Source organism: Streptomyces sp. NPDC050416 (assembly GCF_044458845.1).
Lineage (GTDB): Bacteria > Actinomycetota > Actinomycetes > Streptomycetales > Streptomycetaceae > Streptomyces.
This window is the reverse complement of record NZ_JBITII010000004.1, coordinates 239,471-256,037: the sequence shown is the minus strand read 5'-3', so window position 1 is coordinate 256,037 and position 16,567 is coordinate 239,471. Positions and strand designations below refer to the sequence as shown.

The window sequence follows — 16,567 nt, the reverse complement described above, 5'->3', positions numbered from 1 at the left end:
CCACCCATGCTGAACCGTGTCGTCGTAGCCCCCAGCGGTTTCAAGGAGTCCCTGTCCGCCGAGGCCGCCGCCGAGGCCATCGCCGCGGGCGTACGCCGGGTCCTGCCCGGCGCCGAGCTCGACCTCGTCCCGCTGGTGGACGGCGGCGAGGGCACGGCCGTCGCCCTGGCCGCCGCGACCGGGGGCCGGCTCGTCACCGTGCCCGCCACCGGCCCGGTCGGCGAGACCGTCGGCGCCCACTTCGCCCTGCTGGGCTCCGGAGACACGGCGGTGGTGGAGATGGCGGCGGTCGCGGGCCTCTCCCTCGTCCCGCGCGACCTGCGCGACCCGGGCGCCACCACCACGTACGGCGTCGGCGAGCTGATCCGCTCCGCGCTCGACGCGGGCCTGAGGCGGATCCTCGTCGGCTGCGGCGACTCGGGCACCTCCGACGGCGGCGCGGGCGCGCTCCAGGCGCTCGGGGCCCGGCTGCTGGACGAGGGAGGTGAGGAACTCCCGTTTGGGGGCCGGGAGTTGACGCGACTGCACCGTATCGACCCGAGAGGCCTGGACCCCCGCCTGGCGGAGGTGGAGCTGCTCGTCGCCTGCAACCCGTTCAACGTGCTGTGCGGCGAGCGGGGCGTGGCCCGGGTCTTCGGCCCGCAGAAGGGCGCGACGCCCGAGCAGGTCGAGCAGCTGTCGGCCGGGCTGGAGAACTGGGCCTTCGTCCTCACCCGCGACGTCGCCGTCCCGGACACCAACCTGCGGTACAGCCCCGGAACCGGAGCCTCCGGCGGGCTGGGCGCCGGCCTCGCCGCCCTCGGCGCGCGTCTCCTCCCCCGCTTCGACGTGCTGCTGGACCACCTCGACCTGGACGCCCGGATGGCCGGCGCCGACCTGGTGATCACCGCCGAGGGCGCCCTGGACCACCAGACGCCGCGCGGCAAGGTCCCCGCCGAGGTGGCCCGCCGGGCCAAGCTCCACGGCCGCCCGGTCCTGGCCCTGGCGGGCACGCTCGGCGAGGGCGCGCACGAGGTGCCGGGCGTGGACGCCTGCCACGGCATCCTGCCCGCCCCCATGGAGCTGGCCGAGGCACTGCTGCGCGCGAGCGAACTGCTCACCGATGCCACGGAACGCGCCCTGCGGATGATCGTCCTCGGCGCGCGGCTGCCCCTGACCCTCGAGGCGGTTCAGGCGGAGGTGTCCGGCACGCAACGCCCGTCCTCCGTACGGTAGTTCCACCGCGCCCCGTCCGTCACGAGTTCCCGCACGGCCCGCACGAACCGCTCCACGTGCTCATCCGGCGTACCCGCACCGAAGCTGACCCGGATGGCGTTGAGGGACTTCTCGCCGGGAGCCGCCTCCGGCGACCCGCACTCGCCCTGCGTCTGCGGGTCACTGCCGAGCAGCGTGCGCACCAGCGGGTGGGCGCAGAACAGCCCGTCCCGGACGCCGATGCCGTACTCGGCGGAGAGCGCGGCGGCGAAGTGCGAGCTGTTCCAGCCCTCGACGACGAAGGAGAGCACACCGACGCGCGGGGCGTCGTCCCCGAAGAGGGACAGGAACCGCACCTGGGGGACGTCGGCGAGCCCCTCGCGCACCTTGGCGACGAGGTACTGCTCGCGGGCGACGAGCGTGTCGAAGCCGGCCTCCGTCAGTGCCTTGCAGGCGGAGGCGACGGCGTAGGCGCCGATGACGTTGGGCGATCCGGCCTCGTGACGGGCGGCGCTGTCGTGCCACTCCACGTCCACTCCCCCGTCCGTGAGCCGGGTGACCTTGCGGCTGGCGCCGCCGCCCGCGAGGTACGGCTCGGCCTCGCGCAGCCAGTCGGCCCGCCCGGCCAGCACGCCGGAGCCGAAGGGCGCGTACAGCTTGTGCCCGGAGAAGGCGACCCAGTCGACGTCGAGGTCGGCGACGGACACGGGGTGGTGCGGGGCCAGCTGGGCGGCGTCGAGCACGATCCGGGCGCCGTGCGCGTGCGCGGCCGCCGCGAGTTCCCGTACGGGCCACAGCTCGCCGGTGACGTTGGAGGCGCCGGTGACGCAGACGAGGGCCGGGCCGTGCGGGTCCCTCCCGGCGAGGGCGCGCTCCAGAGTCTCGACGGCCTGACGGGGGCTGCGCGGGGCGTCGAGGTACGTGACGCGGGCGTCGCGCCAGGGCAGCAGGGAGGCGTGGTGCTCGGTCTCGAAGACGAAGACCTGGCAGCCCGCCGGGAGCGCGGCGGCCAGGAGGTTGAGGGAGTCGGTGGTGGACCGGGTGAAGACCACCTGGTCGCCGTCCCGGCAGTCGAGGAACTCCGCGACCGTCCGGCGGGCGTTCTCGAACAGGTCGGTCGACAGCTGGGACAGGTACCCGGCACCGCGGTGGACGCTGCCGTAGTACGGCACGTAGGCGGCGACGTCGTCCCAGACCCGCTGGAGCGCCGGGGCGCTGGCGGCGTAGTCGAGCGCGGCGTAGGTGACCTCGCCACCGGTGACGAGCGGAACGGTGACATCCGCACCCAGAACGGGCAGCGGGGCACAAACGGACGGGGCGGCGGCAACGGTGGAGACAGACATGACGGAACTCCCGTGAAGTCAGGTGGAATCCGCCCGCGAGCACATGGCTCAAGCGGGGGTGAAGGAAAAGGGGTGCGGAGGCGGGGCTCTGCGGCCCTATCGCATTCGCTGGTTCACGAGAGACTCCTCGTCACGCGCTTGCCACAGACCTCGCTGCCTGCGGCCTGGTCTTCACCCGGGGCACCCCGCCACGGACGGAGGGTTGCCGGACAGTCGGCCGGGGCCTCATGACTGTCACTCATGACCTGGAAAGGAACCTACGAGAACGATCGAGGTCCCGCAACCCGCGTCCGGATCGCGGGACACCCGGCGTCAGAAAGGCCCTACGCGTTGCTCGCCGCCACCCACCGCTCCAGGGTCCGCTTGGCGGCCCCGGAGTCGATCGATTCGGCCGCCTTCGCCATACCGGCACGGATCTGCTCGGCCAGCGTCCCCGGGCCGGGTTCGAGGGCCACGAGAGCCGCCGCCGAGTTCAGCAGGACAGCGTCGCGCACCGGGCCCGTCTCGCCGTCCAGCAGACGGCGGGCGACCTCCGCGTTGTAGGAGGCGTCGGCGCCGCGCAGGGCCTCCACGGGGACGAGTTCGAGGCCCACGTCGCGCGGGTCGAAGGCCTTCTCGGTCACCTTGCCGTCGCGGACGACCCACACTCTGGACGTGGCGGTGGTGGTCAGTTCGTCGAGGCCGTCGTCCCCCCGGAAGACCAGGGACGAGTGGCCGCGCTCGGCGAAGACGCCCGCGACGATCGGTGCCATGCGCGGATCCGCGACACCGACGGCCTGGGCGCGTACCTTCGCCGGGTTGGTCAGCGGACCGAGGACGTTGAAGATCGTCCGGATGCCCAACTGGCCGCGCGCCGCGCCCGCGTGGCGCATCGCCGGGTGGAACTTCGCCGCGAAGCAGAAGGTGATCCCGGCCTCCTCGGCGACCTGGGCCACCCGGTGCGTCGGCAGCTCCAGATTGACGCCGAGCTTCTCCAGCACGTCCGAGGCGCCGGACGCCGACGACGCCGCGCGGTTGCCGTGCTTGACGACCTTCGCGCCCGTGCCGGCGATGACGATGGCCGACATCGTGGAGATGTTGACGGTCTTCGCCCCGTCGCCGCCCGTGCCGACGATGTCGACGGCCGGGCCCGGCACCTCGATCACGTTCGCGTGCTCGTACATCGCGCGGACGAACCCGGCGATCTCCTCGACGGTCTCGCCCTTGGCCCGCAGCGCCACCACGAGCCCGGCGATCTGGGCGTCCGTCGCCTCGCCGCGCATGATCAGGTCCATCGCCCACGCGGTGTCGTCGGCGGTCAGGTTCCTGCCGTCCAGCAGACCGTTCAACAGCAGGGGCCAGGAGCGGCCCGCCGCGGTGTCGCCTCCAGCGGGGGTCACAGCGCTCATAAGCCGCTCCAGGGTCAGGCGTCCCGCACTACGGGACGAGAGTCTCAACGAGGTCCACCCTATCCAGCCGCGGGGCACCGCGAAGGGCCCCGTCCGAACACCGGACGGGGCCCTTCAGTGGCGTGGCGAAGCAGTGATCAGTGGTGGCCGTGGCCGCTCGTGATCTCCCGGTACTCCTCGGCGGTCGGCTTCGGGATCTGGGCTCCCTCGCCGTAGTAGGACTCGCTGAGCTTGGCGCGCAGCTTCTCGGAGCCCTTCACCTTGCGCTCGACACCGTTCTCGTCGACCGTCGGGCCGATCTCGACCGGCTGGTACTGCTCGTGGGCCGTGAGCGTGTACATCTGCTCCTGGCTGAGCGGCTCGTGCACCTCGATGAACTCACCGTGCGGCAGGCGCTTGATGATGCCCGACTCGCGGCCGTGCAGCACCTTCTCCTTGTCGCGGCGCTGGAGGCCGAGGCAGATGCGCTTGGTGATGATGAACGCGACGACCGGCCCGGCGAAGAACCCGATCCGGACGAACCAGGTGACCGCGTTGATCGACAGATGGAAGTGCGTGGCGACGATGTCGTTGCCACCGCCGATCAGCATGATCATGTAGCCGGTGACCCACGCGACACCGAAGGCGGTGCGCGTCGGGGCGTTGCGCGGCCGGTCCAGGATGTGGTGCTCGCGCTTGTCCCCGGTGACCCACGACTCGATGAACGGGTAGAGGGCGATGATCCCGAGGAACAGGCCGAAGAGGACCAGCGGGATGAACACGCCCAGGACGAGCGTGTGACCCCAGAGGTTGATCTCCCAGCCCGGCATGGCCCGGACCAGACCCTCGGCGAAGCCCATGTACCAGTCGGGCTGCGCGCCCGTCGACACCTGGTCGGGCCGGTAGGGGCCCAGGACCCAGATGGGGTTGACGGTCGCGACGCCGGCGATGGCCGCGATGACACCGAAGACCAGGAAGAAGAAGCCTCCGGCCTTGGCCATGTAGACCGGCAGCAGCGGCATGCCGACGACGTTCTTATTGGTGCGTCCGGGACCCGCGAACTGCGTGTGCTTGTGGTAGAAGACCAGGATCAGGTGGCCGACCACGAGCCCGAGCATGATGCCCGGCAGCAGCAGGATGTGGATCGAGTAGAACCGGGCGACGAAGTCGGTGCCCGGGAACTCCCCGCCGAACAGGAACATCGAGATGTACGTGCCGACGATCGGCACGGACAGGATCGCGCCCTGCGTGAAGCGGACACCGGTGCCGGAGAGCAGGTCGTCCGGGAGCGAGTAGCCGGTGAAACCGGTGAACATGCCCAGGACGAACAGCAGGAAGCCGAACAGCCAGTTGATCTCGCGCGGCTTGCGGAACGCGCCGGTGAAGAAGACGCGCATCATGTGCACGAACATGCCGGCGAGGAAGATGATCGCCGCCCAGTGGTGGATCTGCCGGATGAGCAGACCGCCGCGCACGTCGAAGCTGATGTCCAGCGTGGAGGCGAACGCCTCCGACATCAGCTGCCCCTGGAGCGGGACGTAACTGCCGTGGTACTCCACCTCGTTCATCGACGGGTGGAAGAACAGCGTCAGGTACACACCCGTCAGGATGATGATGATGAAGCTGTAGAGGCAGATCTCACCCAGCATGAAGGACCAGTGGTCCGGGAAGATCTTGCGCATGTTGGCCTTGGCCAGGGAGTAGATCCCCAGGCGGCCGTCGGCCCAGTCGGCGACCCGCTCTCCGGCGGGCGCCTTGCGGCGTGTCTGTGCAGTGCTCATCCGCGCTCCCAGAAAGCAGGGCCGACGGGCTCTTCGAAGTCGCCGAGCGCCTCGAGGTAGCCCGCGTCGTTCACGCCGATGCGGAGCTGCGGCAGAGCGTGACCAGCGGGACCGAAGATCACTCGGGCACCGTCGGAGAGGTCGAAGGTGGACTGGTGGCAGGGGCAGAGCACGTGGTGCGTCTGCTGCTCGTACAGGGAGATCGGGCAACCGACGTGGGTGCAGATCTTCGAGTACGCGACGATGCCCTCGTGCGACCACTCGAGCTCGCGCTTGTCCTTGATGTTCTCCGGCTGGATCCGGACGATCATCAGGGCGGCCTTGGCGATCTCGTTCTGGAACTCGTGGTCGTGCTCCTCCAGGCCCTCGGGCTTGGCGAAGGTCAGCGAGCCGACCGCGACGTCCGACGGACGCAGCGGCTCGTTCGTGTTCATGTTGACGAGCAGCTTGCCCTTGGACCAGAGCGTGTGACGCAGCTTGTCCTCGGGCAGCGGGCCGAGGTCGCGCAGCAGCACGACACCGGAGAGCGGCACCAGCGTGAGCGCGCCGAACATGGTGTTGCGGATCAGCTTGCGGCGGCCGAGCGCGGACTCCTTGGCGCCCTGCTTGAAGTCCGCGAAGACCTTCTCGCGAACTTCGGGCTCCGCCTCGATCGGGTGCCGCTCGTCGGCGATCTCCACGTCCGACATCAGGGTGCGGGCCCAGTGGACCGCGCCCGCGCCGATGCAGAACAGCGCGATGCCGAGCGTCATGCCCAGCGCGAAGTTCAGCGCGCTGATGTGACCCAGCGGGAAGATGTAGACCGACTTGTCGACCGGGATCGCCACGAACGCGGCGATGAAGGCGATGGTGGCCAGCATCGACACCGTGAACATCAGGGCGACCGAGCGCTCGGACCGCTTGGCGGCCTGCTCGTCGACGTCCTGGATCCGGTGCTCGTGGGGGGGCAGGCCCGGGTCGGCGAACGGGTGCTCGTCCGCGGGGCTCAGCGCCCCGTGCCCGTGCTCGTCATGTCCTGCGGTCTGCTCGGACCGCTCAGCAGGCAGGTTCTCTTCTGGAATGTCTTGGCTACTCATGACTTCTTGGCCTTTGCGGTCCGGGCGGCGACCCACACGGCGACGGCGATCAGCCCGCCCAGACCGAAGATCCAGCCGAACAGGCCCTCGCTGACCGGCCCGAGGCCGCCGAGCTCGAGACCGCCGGGGCTCTCGGACTTGCTGCTGTTGACCGCGTCCAGGTACGCGATGATGTCCTTCTTGTTCTTCTCCGAGAGCGTGGTCTCGGGGAAGGACGGCATGTTCTGCGGGCCGGTCTCCATGGCCTCGTAGATGTGCTTCGGGGAGACACCCTCGAGGTCCGGTGCGTACTTGCCGTGCGTCAGCGCACCGCCCTTGCCGGTGAAGTTGTGGCACTGCGCGCAGTTGGTGCGGAACAGCTCACCGCCCTTGGCGATGTCGGCACCCTGGGGGCCGTACTGCTCCTCGGTCGGGATGGCAGGACCGGCGCCCAGCGAGGCGATGTAGGCCGCGAGCTGGTCGATCTCGGCCTGGCTGTAGATGTTCTTCTTCTTGGGGACCTGGGGGCCCTGGGAGGTGGCGGCCGGCATACGGCCGGTGCCCACCTGGAAGTCGACGGCGGCGGCGCCGACACCCACCAGGCTCGGCCCGTCGGAGGTGCCCTGACCGCCGGTGCCGTGGCAACTGGCGCAGCCGACCGAGTAGAGCTTCTTGCCCTCCTCGATGGTGAGGGACTGGGCGGTTTCGTCGGCCTCAGCCTTGCTCGTGGGTGCGAACACGGCGTACAGCCCCCCGCTGAAGAGCAGCGCGAGGAGTAGGACGACGACCGCCGCCAACGGGTGGCGTCGTCGTGCGGAGAGCTTTTTCACGGATTACCCCGGTGTCAGGATCTTCTGCGTCGGTGCTTCTGGGATGCGTGCCTCGTCGGGCGCGCGCTGCGGTCCCGCTACTTGATCATGTAGATCGTGGCGAAGAGGCCGATCCAGACGACATCGACGAAGTGCCAGTAATAGGACACGACGATCGCGGCGGTCGCCTGCTCGTGGGTGAACCTCCGGGCCGCGTAGGTCCGGCCCAGGACCAGCAGGAAGGCGATGAGACCGCCCGTCACATGCAGGCCGTGGAAGCCGGTGGTCAGGTAGAAGACCGAGCCGTACGGGTCGGAGGACAGGGACAGGCCCGCGTCCTTGACCAGCTCGGTGTACTCGAAGACCTGACCGCCGATGAAGATCGCACCCATCACGAAGGTGACGATGAACCACATCCGCAGCTTCTTCACGTCACCGCGCTCGGCGGCGAAGACGCCGAGCTGGCAGGTGAGCGAGGAGAGCACCAGGATCGTGGTGTTCGTCGCCGAGAACGGGAAGTTGAGATGGGCAGCCATCTCCTTCCAGTGATCGGGACCCGTCACCGATCGCAGGGTGAAGTACATCGCGAAGAGGGCCGCGAAGAACATCAGCTCGGAACTCAGCCAGATGATGGTTCCGACGCTGGTGAGGTTCGGCCTGTTGACCGACGGGTGCGCGTGCCCGGTTTCTACTGTCGTTGCTGTCGCCACGACCGACATTATGTCGGTCGCTTATCCCGCCCTCACTCCGGGGGGTGCCGTTCGGAGTGTCTGAGCCGGTCGTACCGGTGTTGACGTGGTGTTCAAGGGAGTAGCATCCGGCCCAACGGGCCTGTCCTTACGACGCTGACGTCACGGAGGAACAATGCAGCCGACCGCCACGGTGCTGGTCTACAGCGACGACTCCAACACCCGCGAGCAGGTGCGGCTCGCCACGGGACGGCGGCCGGCGCCGGACGTTCCCCTGGTGGAGTTCGTGGAGTGTGCGACTCCTGACGCGGTGGTCAGGGAGCTGGACCGGGGTGGGATCGACGTCTGTGTGCTGGACGGTGAGGCCGTGCCGATGGGGGGCATGGGGCTGTGCCGGCAGATCAAGGACGAGGTGTTCGACTGTCCGCCGGTGTTGCTGCTCATGGGGCGGCCGCAGGATGCGTGGCTCGCGACCTGGAGTCGCGCTGAATCGGCGGTGACGTTGCCGGTGGATCCGGTGGAGTTCGCCTCCGCTTTGGCTTCCCTGTTGCGGTCGCGGGCGGCTTTGAACGCCTAGGAGCTCGGGACGTCCGGTGGTGTGGCGGCCTGCGGGTGGTGTGTGGCTTGTCGCGCCCACGCGGCGGAGCCGCATATCGACACAGCCCCGCGCCCCTTCAGGTCAGACGCTCTGCGGGCGTAGACGGGCTCTGTCGGCTGCCGTCGGGTCCTCCGGGGTGCCGGGTGTCAGGGCGCTGCCTGCGCGCCACTGTTGCCACTCGAGGTTCCAGTCGCCGAAGCCGTTGCCGAAGGGGGCCATCGTCTCGCCGGCGGAGTTGATGACCTTGACGATGTCGCCCTCACGGACGTTCTCGTAGAACCAGGCGGCGTTCTCCGTGCTCATGCCGGTGCAGCCGTGGCTGACGTTGGCGAAGCCCTGGGAGCCGACGGACCAGGGGGCGGCGTGGACGTACTCGCCGCTGTTGGTGACCCGCACGGAGTGGTGGACGACCAGGTCGTAGAAGTCGGAGGCGCCGATGCTGGCGCTGGTCATGCGGACGGTGCCCTCCTTGGCCAGGACGACCTTGACGCCGTTGCGGGTGTCGTAGCCGGGCATGCCCGTGGTGACCGGGATCTGCCGGACGATCTCGTCGTTCTTGTAGACGGTCATCCGGTGGGCCGCGGCGTCCGTGACGGCGATGACCTTGTCGGCGGTCTTGATCGTCAGCGGCTTGGCCTTGCCGCCCCGCATACGGTCGCCGATCTTGATGCCGTCCAGGTTGCTGCGGACCTGGACGGTGGCCTGCGCGGGCCAGTAGTCCTTCGGGCGGTAGTGGAGCTTCTTGTCGTCCACCCAGTGCCAGGCGCCGTCCGCGGCGGGCATGGAGGAGACCCTCAGGGCCCGTTCGACGACGGCCCGCTGGGACCTGTCCTTGACGGGCCGGCTCAGTTCGGCCGTGATGGGCTGGCCGACGCCGTAGGTGCCCGCCTTGGGGCCGAAGGTGACGTTCAGGCGCTTGGTGGCGGTGGGCTTGCCGGTGTCGAAGGTGAGGACCTTGCGGCCGGGCGCCCCGTCCTCGTCCTCGGTGCTCACGCGGACCGTGTAGCTGGCGTTGGCGGCGAGCGGTGAGGTGCTGTGCCAGCGGCCGCCGTCGGCGGAGAGTTCGCCGGCCACGTAGCGCCCGGAGGCGTCGTGGGCCGTGACGTCCGTTATGCGCCCGTCGGAGTCCTCGGCGACCACTTCCAGGGGCTTGTCCGGGTCGGCCTTCTTGCGGCCCTGTGAGGGGGCGTTGAAGGAGATCTGGTCCGCCGCGTCGTAGGGGCGGTGGGAGAGCGGGTTGCCGTCCGAGCCGCAGGCGGTGACGCCCGCGCAGAGGGCTATCACCAGCAGCGTGCAGCTCACGACGGTGCGGGGGCGGGAGATCGCTGTGTGGCTCATGACCTCACGCTAGGAAGCCACGTCAACTGCGGCACGCCGGGTGACTCGTACGAGTGACACCGATTGCGGCAAAAGCAGGGGCCCGGACGCTCCTTGCGGAGTGTCCGGGCCCTGGAGCGCTCGGCTCGTGTTATTGGGTGCGGTTCTCACCGCGGTAGTACTCGAAGACCCAGCCCCAGACGCCGACCAGGATGATCGGCAGCGAGAAGTACATCAGCCACCAGCCGATCGCGATCGACAGGAAGGCGAGGGCGCCGCCGATGGCCAGGGAGAGCGGCTGCCAGCTGTGCGGGCTGAAGAACCCGACCTCGCCGGCGTCGTCCGCGACGTCCGCCTCCTTGTTGTCCTGCGCACCGACGTCGACCCGCCTGGCCGTGAAGCCGAGGTAGAAGCCGATCATGATGCACAGGCCGAAGGCCAGGAAGAGGGCCGTGGTACCGGCCGGCTCCTTCGACCACACGCCATAGACCACAGCCATGGCGAGGACGAAGACGCTCAGCCACATGAACATCTTGCCCTGGATCTTCACTTGCCGGCCTCCTTGCCACCAGCGATGGCCTTCTCGCCGTGACCGACGTTCTCGAGCTGGTCGAGGGCGGCGATCTCCGGGTGGTGCAGGTCGAACGCCGGGGATTCACTGCGGATCCGCGGCATGGTGATGAAGTTGTGCCGCGGCGGCGGGCAGGAGGTCGCCCACTCCAGGGAGCGGCCGTAGCCCCACGGGTCGTCGACGCCGACCGGCTTGCCGTACTTGGCCGTCTTCCACACGTTGTAGAAGAACGGCAGGATCGACATGCCGAGCAGGAACGAGCTGATCGTCGAGATCGTGTTCAGCGCGGTGAAGCCGTCGGCCGCGAGGTAGTCCGCGTACCGGCGCGGCATGCCCTCGGCACCCAGCCAGTGCTGGACCAGGAACGTGCCGTGGAAGCCGATGAACAGCGTCCAGAAGGTGATCTTGCCGAGGCGCTCGTCCAGCATCTTGCCGGTCCACTTCGGCCACCAGAAGTGGAAGCCGGAGAACATCGCGAACACGACGGTGCCGAAGACGACGTAGTGGAAGTGCGCCACCACGAAGTACGAGTCGGAGACGTGGAAGTCCATCGGCGGCGAGGCCAGGATGACACCGGTCAGACCACCGAAGGTGAAGGTGATCAGGAAGCCGGTCGCCCAGAGCATCGGCGTCTCGAAGGACAGCGAGCCCTTCCACATGGTGCCGATCCAGTTGAAGAACTTCACACCGGTCGGGACCGCGATCAGGAAGGTCATGAAGGAGAAGAACGGCAGCAGCACACCGCCCGTGACGTACATGTGGTGCGCCCATACCGTCACGGACAGACCCGCGATCGCGATGGTCGCGCCGATCAGACCCGAGTAACCGAACATCGGCTTGCGGGAGAAGACCGGGATGACCTCGGAGATGATCCCGAAGAACGGTAGCGCGATGATGTACACCTCTGGATGGCCGAAGAACCAGAAGAGGTGTTGCCACAGCAACGCGCCGCCGTTGGCGGAGTCGAAGACGTGCGCACCGAACTTGCGGTCCGCCTCCAGCGCGAACAGCGCAGCCGCCAGGACCGGGAAGGCGAGCAGGACCAGCACACCGGTCAGCAGCACGTTCCAGGTGAAGATCGGCATGCGGAACATCGTCATGCCGGGGGCGCGCATGCAGATGATCGTGGTGATGAAGTTGACCGAGCCGAGGATCGTGCCGAAGCCGGAGAAGGCCAGACCCATGATCCACATGTCGGCGCCGATGCCCGGGGAGCGGACCGCGTCCGACAGCGGGCTGTAGGCGAACCAGCCGAAGTCGGCCGCGCCCTGCGGGGTCAGGAAGCCCCCGACGGCGATGAGCGAGCCGAACAGGTACAGCCAGTAGGCGAACATGTTCAGCCGGGGGAACGCCACGTCCGGCGCGCCGATCTGCAGCGGCATGATCCAGTTCGCGAAGCCGGCGAACAGCGGCGTCGCGAACATCAGCAGCATGATCGTGCCGTGCATCGTGAACGCCTGGTTGAACTGCTCGGTCGACATGATCTGCAGACCGGGCCGGGCGAGCTCGGCGCGCATGAACAGCGCCATCACGCCACCGATGACGAAGAACGCGAACGACGTCACCAGGTACAGCGTGCCGATCGTCTTGTGGTCCGTCGTCGTCAGCCACTTGACCACGACGCTGCCGCGGTTCTGGCGCCTGACCGGCAGCTCGTCCTGGTAGTGGGACCCTGCTGCCGCGGCACCCTGGGGTTCGTTGAGGATGCTCACAGGTTGTTCGTCTCCCGGTTCTTCTCGTGGCTCGTCTGCGCGATGCCGGCAGGAACGTAACCGTTCTGCTGCTTGTCCACGAGGTCCTTGAGGTGCTGCTCGTAGCGCTCGGGGGAGACGACCTTCACGTTGAACAGCATCCGAGAGTGGTCGACGCCGCAGAGCTCGGCGCACTTGCCCAGGAAGGTGCCCTCCTTGTTGGGGGTCACCTCGAAGGCGTTGGTGTGGCCCGGGATGACGTCCTGCTTCATCAGGAACGGCACCACCCAGAAGGAGTGGATGACGTCACGCGAGGTGAGGACGAAGCGGACGGTCTTGCCCTTGGGGAGCCAGAGCGTCGGACCCGGGTTGTTGGTCTGCGGGTTCCGGGTGCCGGGGGTACCGCAGTCGTAGACGCCGCCGGCACCTGCCGGGAAGTCCTTCTTGAACCGGTCCGGGATCGCGTCGAGCTCCGGGGACTTCTTGGCGTCACCCGTGGAACCGGCGACCGGCTCGATGTAGTTGAAGCACCAGCTCCACTGGAAGCCGACCACGTTGACCGTGACGTCGGGCTTCTTCTTGAGGCTGAGCAGCTCGGACTCGTCGCGGGCGGTGAAGTAGAACAGCACCGAGACGATGATGAGCGGGACCACGGTGTACAGCGCCTCGATGGGCATGTTGTACCGGGTCTGCGGAGGAACCTCGACCTTGGTGCGGCTGCGCCGGTGGAAGAAAGCACTCCACAGGATCAGACCCCACACCAGCACGCCAACGGCGAGCGCAGCCGCCCAGGACCCCTGCCACAGGGAGAGGATCCGCGGAGCCTCTTCCGTGGTCGGGGTGGGCATACCAAGGCGGGGGAAGTCTTCCCAGTTGTACGAGCAACCGGTGGCTGTCGCCAAGACCAGGCCCGCGGTCAGTGCCTGCAGCAGCTTCCGCCGCATCGGGCGCCGCGGCGAGCGGTCGGAGCCGTTGGGACTCACGTAGCGCCTTCCCGAGAGTCTCGCCCGCGCGGATCGGCTGCGGCCTGGCCTTCTCGCTGGTCGGTCGCCGCCCTGCGTCGGGCAGGGGTTTGGATGTTTATGCGGACCAAACCCTAGCCGACGCCCTCCGGGGGTTCTCGGGGAGGGGTGCCTACTGAGTCGGGGTGTTCGCTTGATTGGCGGGTGCGGCATTCGTCGTGGCCGTTCGCGCGGTTCCCCGCGCCCCTGAGGGACGTCTCCCTGGTCGGCGTTCTAGCGTTGGGGTGTGGCCTACTTCGATGCTGCTTCCGCTGCTCCGCTTCATCCGATCGCCCGGCAGGCCCTTCAGGCCTCCCTCGACGAGGGGTGGGCGGATCCCGCGCGTCTGTACAGGGAGGGGCGGCGTGCCCGGATGTTGCTGGACGCGGCGCGGGAGGCCGCTGCCGAGGCCGTGGGGTGCCGGCCGGACGAGCTGATCTTCACCTCGTCCGGAACACGTGCCGTGCACACGGGGATTGCGGGGGCCTTGTCCGGGCGGGGGCGGATCGGGCGTCACCTGATCGTGTCCGCGATCGAACACTCTTCCGTACTGCATTCGGCGGAGCTCCACGAGTCCGCCGGTGGGACCGTCACGCAGATCGCGGTGGACCGCACCGGACGGGTGGAGCCGTCGGCGTACGGCGACGCCCTGCGCGCGGACACGGCGCTGGCCTGTCTGCAGTCGGCCAATCACGAGGTGGGGACCGAGCAGCCGGTGGCCGAGGTGGCCGAGGTGTGCCGGGCGGCGGGCGTGCCGCTGCTGGTGGACGCGGCGCAGTCGCTGGGGTGGGGGCCGGTGGAGGGCGACTGGTCGCTGCTCACGGCCAGCGCCCACAAGTGGGGCGGCCCTTCGGGGGTCGGACTGCTCGTCGTCCGCAAGGGTGTGCGATTCCCGCCGCAAGGGCCGGTGGACGAGCGGGAGTCGGGGCGGGCGCCCGGTTTTGAGAACATCCCGGCGATCGTGGCGGCGGCCGCGTCGCTGCGCGCCGTACGCGCCGAGGCCGCCGAGGAGGCCCCGCGGCTGCGGGAGCTGACGGAGCTGATCCGGGTGCGGGTGCCGCAGGCCGTGCCGGACGTCGAGGTGGTCGGCGACCCGGCACGCAGGCTGCCCGGCGTCGTCACCTTCTCCTGTCTCTATGTCGACGGGGAGGCCCTGCTGCACGAGCTGGACCGGGAGGGTTTCTCCGTCTCGTCCGGATCGTCCTGCACGAGCAGCACGCTGACGCCGAGCCATGTGCTCCGGGCGATGGGCGTACTCAGTGAGGGAAATGTGCGGGTTTCGCTGCCGGTGGGGACGGCGGAGGAGGAGGTCGAGCGGTTCCTGACCGTGCTCCCCGGGGCCGTGGCGGCGGTGCGGGAGAAGCTGGGGGCGCCGGTGGCCACGCAGGCCGCCCGCGAGGAGGACGCCCTGGTCGTGGACTCCCTCGGGAAGCGCTGTCCGATTCCGGTGATCGAGCTGGCCAAGGTCATCGGTGACGTGCCGGTGGGCGGCCTGGTCCGGGTGCTGTCGGACGACGAGGCGGCGCGGCTCGACATCCCGGCGTGGTGCGAGATGCGGGGCCAGGAGTATGTGGGCGAGGAGCCGGCGGCCAAGGGAACGGCGTACTTGGTCCGCCGGGTGAGCTGAACGCCCCTCTTTCAGGGGCGCGGGGCTGTGTCGATGTGCGGCTCCGCCGCGTGGGCGCGACCAGCCCCCGCGCCCCTGCAGACGACAACGGTCAGACCAGGTGCGCCTGAACCTCCGCCGCGGCCTCGTCCCCGTACGCCTTGGTGAACCGCTCCATGAAATGCCCGCGCCGCAACTGGTACTCCTGCGTCCCCACCGTCTCGATGACGAGGGTCGCCAGCATGCAGCCGACCTGGGCGGCACGCTCCAGGGAGACGCCCCACGCGAGGCCCGAGAGAAACCCGGCGCGGAAGGCGTCGCCGACGCCGGTCGGGTCGGCCTTGCGCTCCTCGTCGGGCGTGCCGACCTCGATCGGGTCGTCGCCGACCCGCTCGATGCGCACGCCCTGCGCGCCGAGGGTGGTCACCCGGTGGCCCACCCTGGACAGGATCTCCGCGTCGGTCCAGCCGGTCTTGGACTCGATGAGGCCCTTCTCGTACTCGTTGGAGAAGAGGTACGTCGCCCCGTCCAGCAGGATGCGGATCTCCTCGCCGTCCATGCGGGCGATCTGCTGGGAGAAGTCGGCGGCGAACGGGATGTTCCGGGAGCGGCACTCCTCGGTGTGGCGGAGCATGGCCTCCGGATCGTCCGCGCCGATGGAGACCAGGTCGAGACCGCCGACACGGTCGGCGACGGTCTTCAGCTCGATGAGGCGGGCCTCGCTCATGGCGCCGGTGTAGAAGGAGCCGATCTGGTTGTGGTCGGCGTCGGTGGTGCACACGAAGCGGGCGGTGTGCAGCGTGTCGGAGATGCGGACGGACTCCGTGTCGACGCCGTGCCGGTCGAGCCAGGCCCGGTACTCGTCGAAGTCCGCGCCCGCGGCACCGACCAGGATCGGGCGGGTGCCGAGCTGCCCCATTCCGAACGCGATGTTCGCGGCGACGCCGCCGCGGCGTACGTCGAGCTTGTCGACCAGGAACGACAGCGAAACCGTGTGCAGTTGGTCCGCTACGAGCTGGTCGGCGAAGCGGCCGGGAAACGTCATGAGGTGGTCGGTGGCGATGGAGCCGGTGACTGCGATGCGCACGGCGTGGACTCTCCTGTGGGAGGCGGACCTTGACGCCTCACGCTATCGGGTGGACGGGGTCGCTCTGAAGGCATGGAAACTACCCGATAGTAGATCTTTCTCCGTGAGGCCCGGCGTGCCTACGGTGCGGATATGACGAACCTCAAGGTCCAGGTGCCCGTTCCGGTCGATCTCGAAGGCGACCTGGCGTCGCTGCCGGGCGACGGCGCCCGGATGGCACCCCACTGGGCGGCTCCTGACCGGGTCGCCTCCCGGCCGGTCTCCCCGGCTCTGATCCACGGTGTGACCGTCCCCCCGGCGTCGGCGCGGCTGCTCGACGCGATGTCGGACTACGGGGACTGAGCGGCGCGCTGCAGGGAACCGCGCGCTCCCCCGCTGCGTCCCATCGCTGTCCCCCGTAAAGGGGAGGCGGGATACGACCCGACAGCTGCCCGTGTCGGACCGGGCCGGGTCCCATG

The 16,567-nt window shown here is 69.1% G+C and carries 15 protein-coding genes and 1 riboswitch; of the genes, 4 read left to right on the top strand and 11 right to left on the bottom strand.

Translation table 11 applies throughout. From position 1 onward, the window contains the following. The first annotated feature begins 6 nt into the window (after positions 1–6). Entirely contained in the window at positions 7–1,215 is a 1,209-nt protein-coding gene (locus ACIBL4_RS14435; RefSeq protein ID WP_399409783.1) for a glycerate kinase, read from the top strand. Here ACIBL4_RS14435 and ACIBL4_RS14430 read toward each other — a convergent pair. From ACIBL4_RS14430 to ACIBL4_RS14405, 6 genes are all read right to left on the bottom strand, one after another. Further along, positions 1,170–2,537 (bottom strand): aminotransferase class V-fold PLP-dependent enzyme, encoded by a 1,368-nt coding sequence (locus ACIBL4_RS14430; protein ID WP_399409781.1) that lies wholly within the window; start codon positions 2,535–2,537, stop codon positions 1,170–1,172. The two genes, ACIBL4_RS14435 and ACIBL4_RS14430, sit on opposite strands and share 46 nt — an antisense overlap. A gap of 129 nt (positions 2,538–2,666) precedes the next feature. Further along, positions 2,667–2,783: riboswitch (SAM riboswitch) on the bottom strand. 77 nt (positions 2,784–2,860) lie between these two features. Then, positions 2,861–3,925 (bottom strand): anthranilate phosphoribosyltransferase, encoded by a 1,065-nt coding sequence (gene trpD / locus ACIBL4_RS14425; protein WP_399409779.1) that lies wholly within the window; start codon positions 3,923–3,925, stop codon positions 2,861–2,863. A 137-nt stretch (positions 3,926–4,062) separates the two neighbouring features. After that, positions 4,063–5,685: a cytochrome bc complex cytochrome b subunit gene (locus ACIBL4_RS14420; protein ID WP_356929775.1), complete on the bottom strand. Its 1,623-nt coding sequence runs from the start codon at positions 5,683–5,685 to the stop codon at positions 4,063–4,065. Continuing rightward, a complete protein-coding gene (locus tag ACIBL4_RS14415; protein WP_399409777.1) occupies positions 5,682–6,761 on the bottom strand; it encodes a Rieske 2Fe-2S domain-containing protein in 1,080 nt (359 codons plus the stop codon). Before ACIBL4_RS14415 ends, ACIBL4_RS14420 begins: the two co-directional genes overlap by 4 nt. Next, the gene (locus ACIBL4_RS14410) at positions 6,758–7,570 is read right to left on the bottom strand and encodes a c-type cytochrome (RefSeq protein WP_399409775.1); all 813 of its coding nucleotides are present in this window, start codon (positions 7,568–7,570) and stop codon (positions 6,758–6,760) included. Before ACIBL4_RS14410 ends, ACIBL4_RS14415 begins: the two co-directional genes overlap by 4 nt. Before the next feature lie 77 nt (positions 7,571–7,647). After that, the gene (locus ACIBL4_RS14405; protein WP_020272940.1) at positions 7,648–8,268 is read right to left on the bottom strand and encodes a heme-copper oxidase subunit III; all 621 of its coding nucleotides are present in this window, start codon (positions 8,266–8,268) and stop codon (positions 7,648–7,650) included. Positions 8,269–8,413: 145 nt separating this feature from the next. Here ACIBL4_RS14405 and ACIBL4_RS14400 point away from each other — a divergent pair, with 145 nt between their 5' ends. Further along, complete coding sequence (locus ACIBL4_RS14400) at positions 8,414–8,815, top strand: hypothetical protein (protein WP_399409772.1); 402 nt, start codon at positions 8,414–8,416, stop codon at positions 8,813–8,815. Between the two features lie 102 nt (positions 8,816–8,917). Here ACIBL4_RS14400 and ACIBL4_RS14395 read toward each other — a convergent pair whose 3' ends face one another. The 4 genes from ACIBL4_RS14395 to coxB all read right to left on the bottom strand — a co-directional run bounded on the left by ACIBL4_RS14395 (position 8,918) and on the right by coxB (position 13,398). Continuing rightward, on the bottom strand, positions 8,918–10,174 hold the full coding sequence (locus ACIBL4_RS14395; RefSeq protein ID WP_399409770.1) for an Ig-like domain-containing protein: 1,257 nt from the start codon (positions 10,172–10,174) through the stop codon (positions 8,918–8,920). A gap of 130 nt (positions 10,175–10,304) precedes the next feature. Further along, positions 10,305–10,703, bottom strand: coding sequence for a cytochrome c oxidase subunit 4 (locus ACIBL4_RS14390; protein ID WP_399409768.1), 399 nt, complete (start codon positions 10,701–10,703; stop codon positions 10,305–10,307). Beyond that, positions 10,700–12,436, bottom strand: a complete 1,737-nt coding sequence (ctaD, locus tag ACIBL4_RS14385) for a cytochrome c oxidase subunit I (RefSeq protein WP_399409766.1) — start codon at positions 12,434–12,436, stop codon at positions 10,700–10,702. The genes ACIBL4_RS14390 and ctaD overlap by 4 nt, the downstream gene beginning before the upstream one ends. Beyond that, on the bottom strand, positions 12,433–13,398 hold the full coding sequence (coxB, locus tag ACIBL4_RS14380; protein WP_279542157.1) for a cytochrome c oxidase subunit II: 966 nt from the start codon (positions 13,396–13,398) through the stop codon (positions 12,433–12,435). Before coxB ends, ctaD begins: the two co-directional genes overlap by 4 nt. A gap of 265 nt (positions 13,399–13,663) precedes the next feature. Between coxB and ACIBL4_RS14375 the strand changes: the two genes are divergently transcribed. Continuing rightward, the gene (locus ACIBL4_RS14375; RefSeq protein ID WP_399409763.1) at positions 13,664–15,043 is read left to right on the top strand and encodes a cysteine desulfurase/sulfurtransferase TusA family protein; all 1,380 of its coding nucleotides are present in this window, start codon (positions 13,664–13,666) and stop codon (positions 15,041–15,043) included. A gap of 91 nt (positions 15,044–15,134) precedes the next feature. Here ACIBL4_RS14375 and ACIBL4_RS14370 read toward each other — a convergent pair whose 3' ends face one another. Next, positions 15,135–16,109: a carbohydrate kinase family protein gene (locus tag ACIBL4_RS14370; RefSeq protein ID WP_399409761.1), complete on the bottom strand. Its 975-nt coding sequence runs from the start codon at positions 16,107–16,109 to the stop codon at positions 15,135–15,137. Between the two features lie 132 nt (positions 16,110–16,241). On the opposite strand from ACIBL4_RS14370, the gene ACIBL4_RS14365 reads away from it, so the two are divergent. Then, the gene (locus ACIBL4_RS14365) at positions 16,242–16,451 is read left to right on the top strand and encodes a hypothetical protein (protein ID WP_356924419.1); all 210 of its coding nucleotides are present in this window, start codon (positions 16,242–16,244) and stop codon (positions 16,449–16,451) included. Positions 16,452–16,567 lie beyond the last annotated feature (116 nt).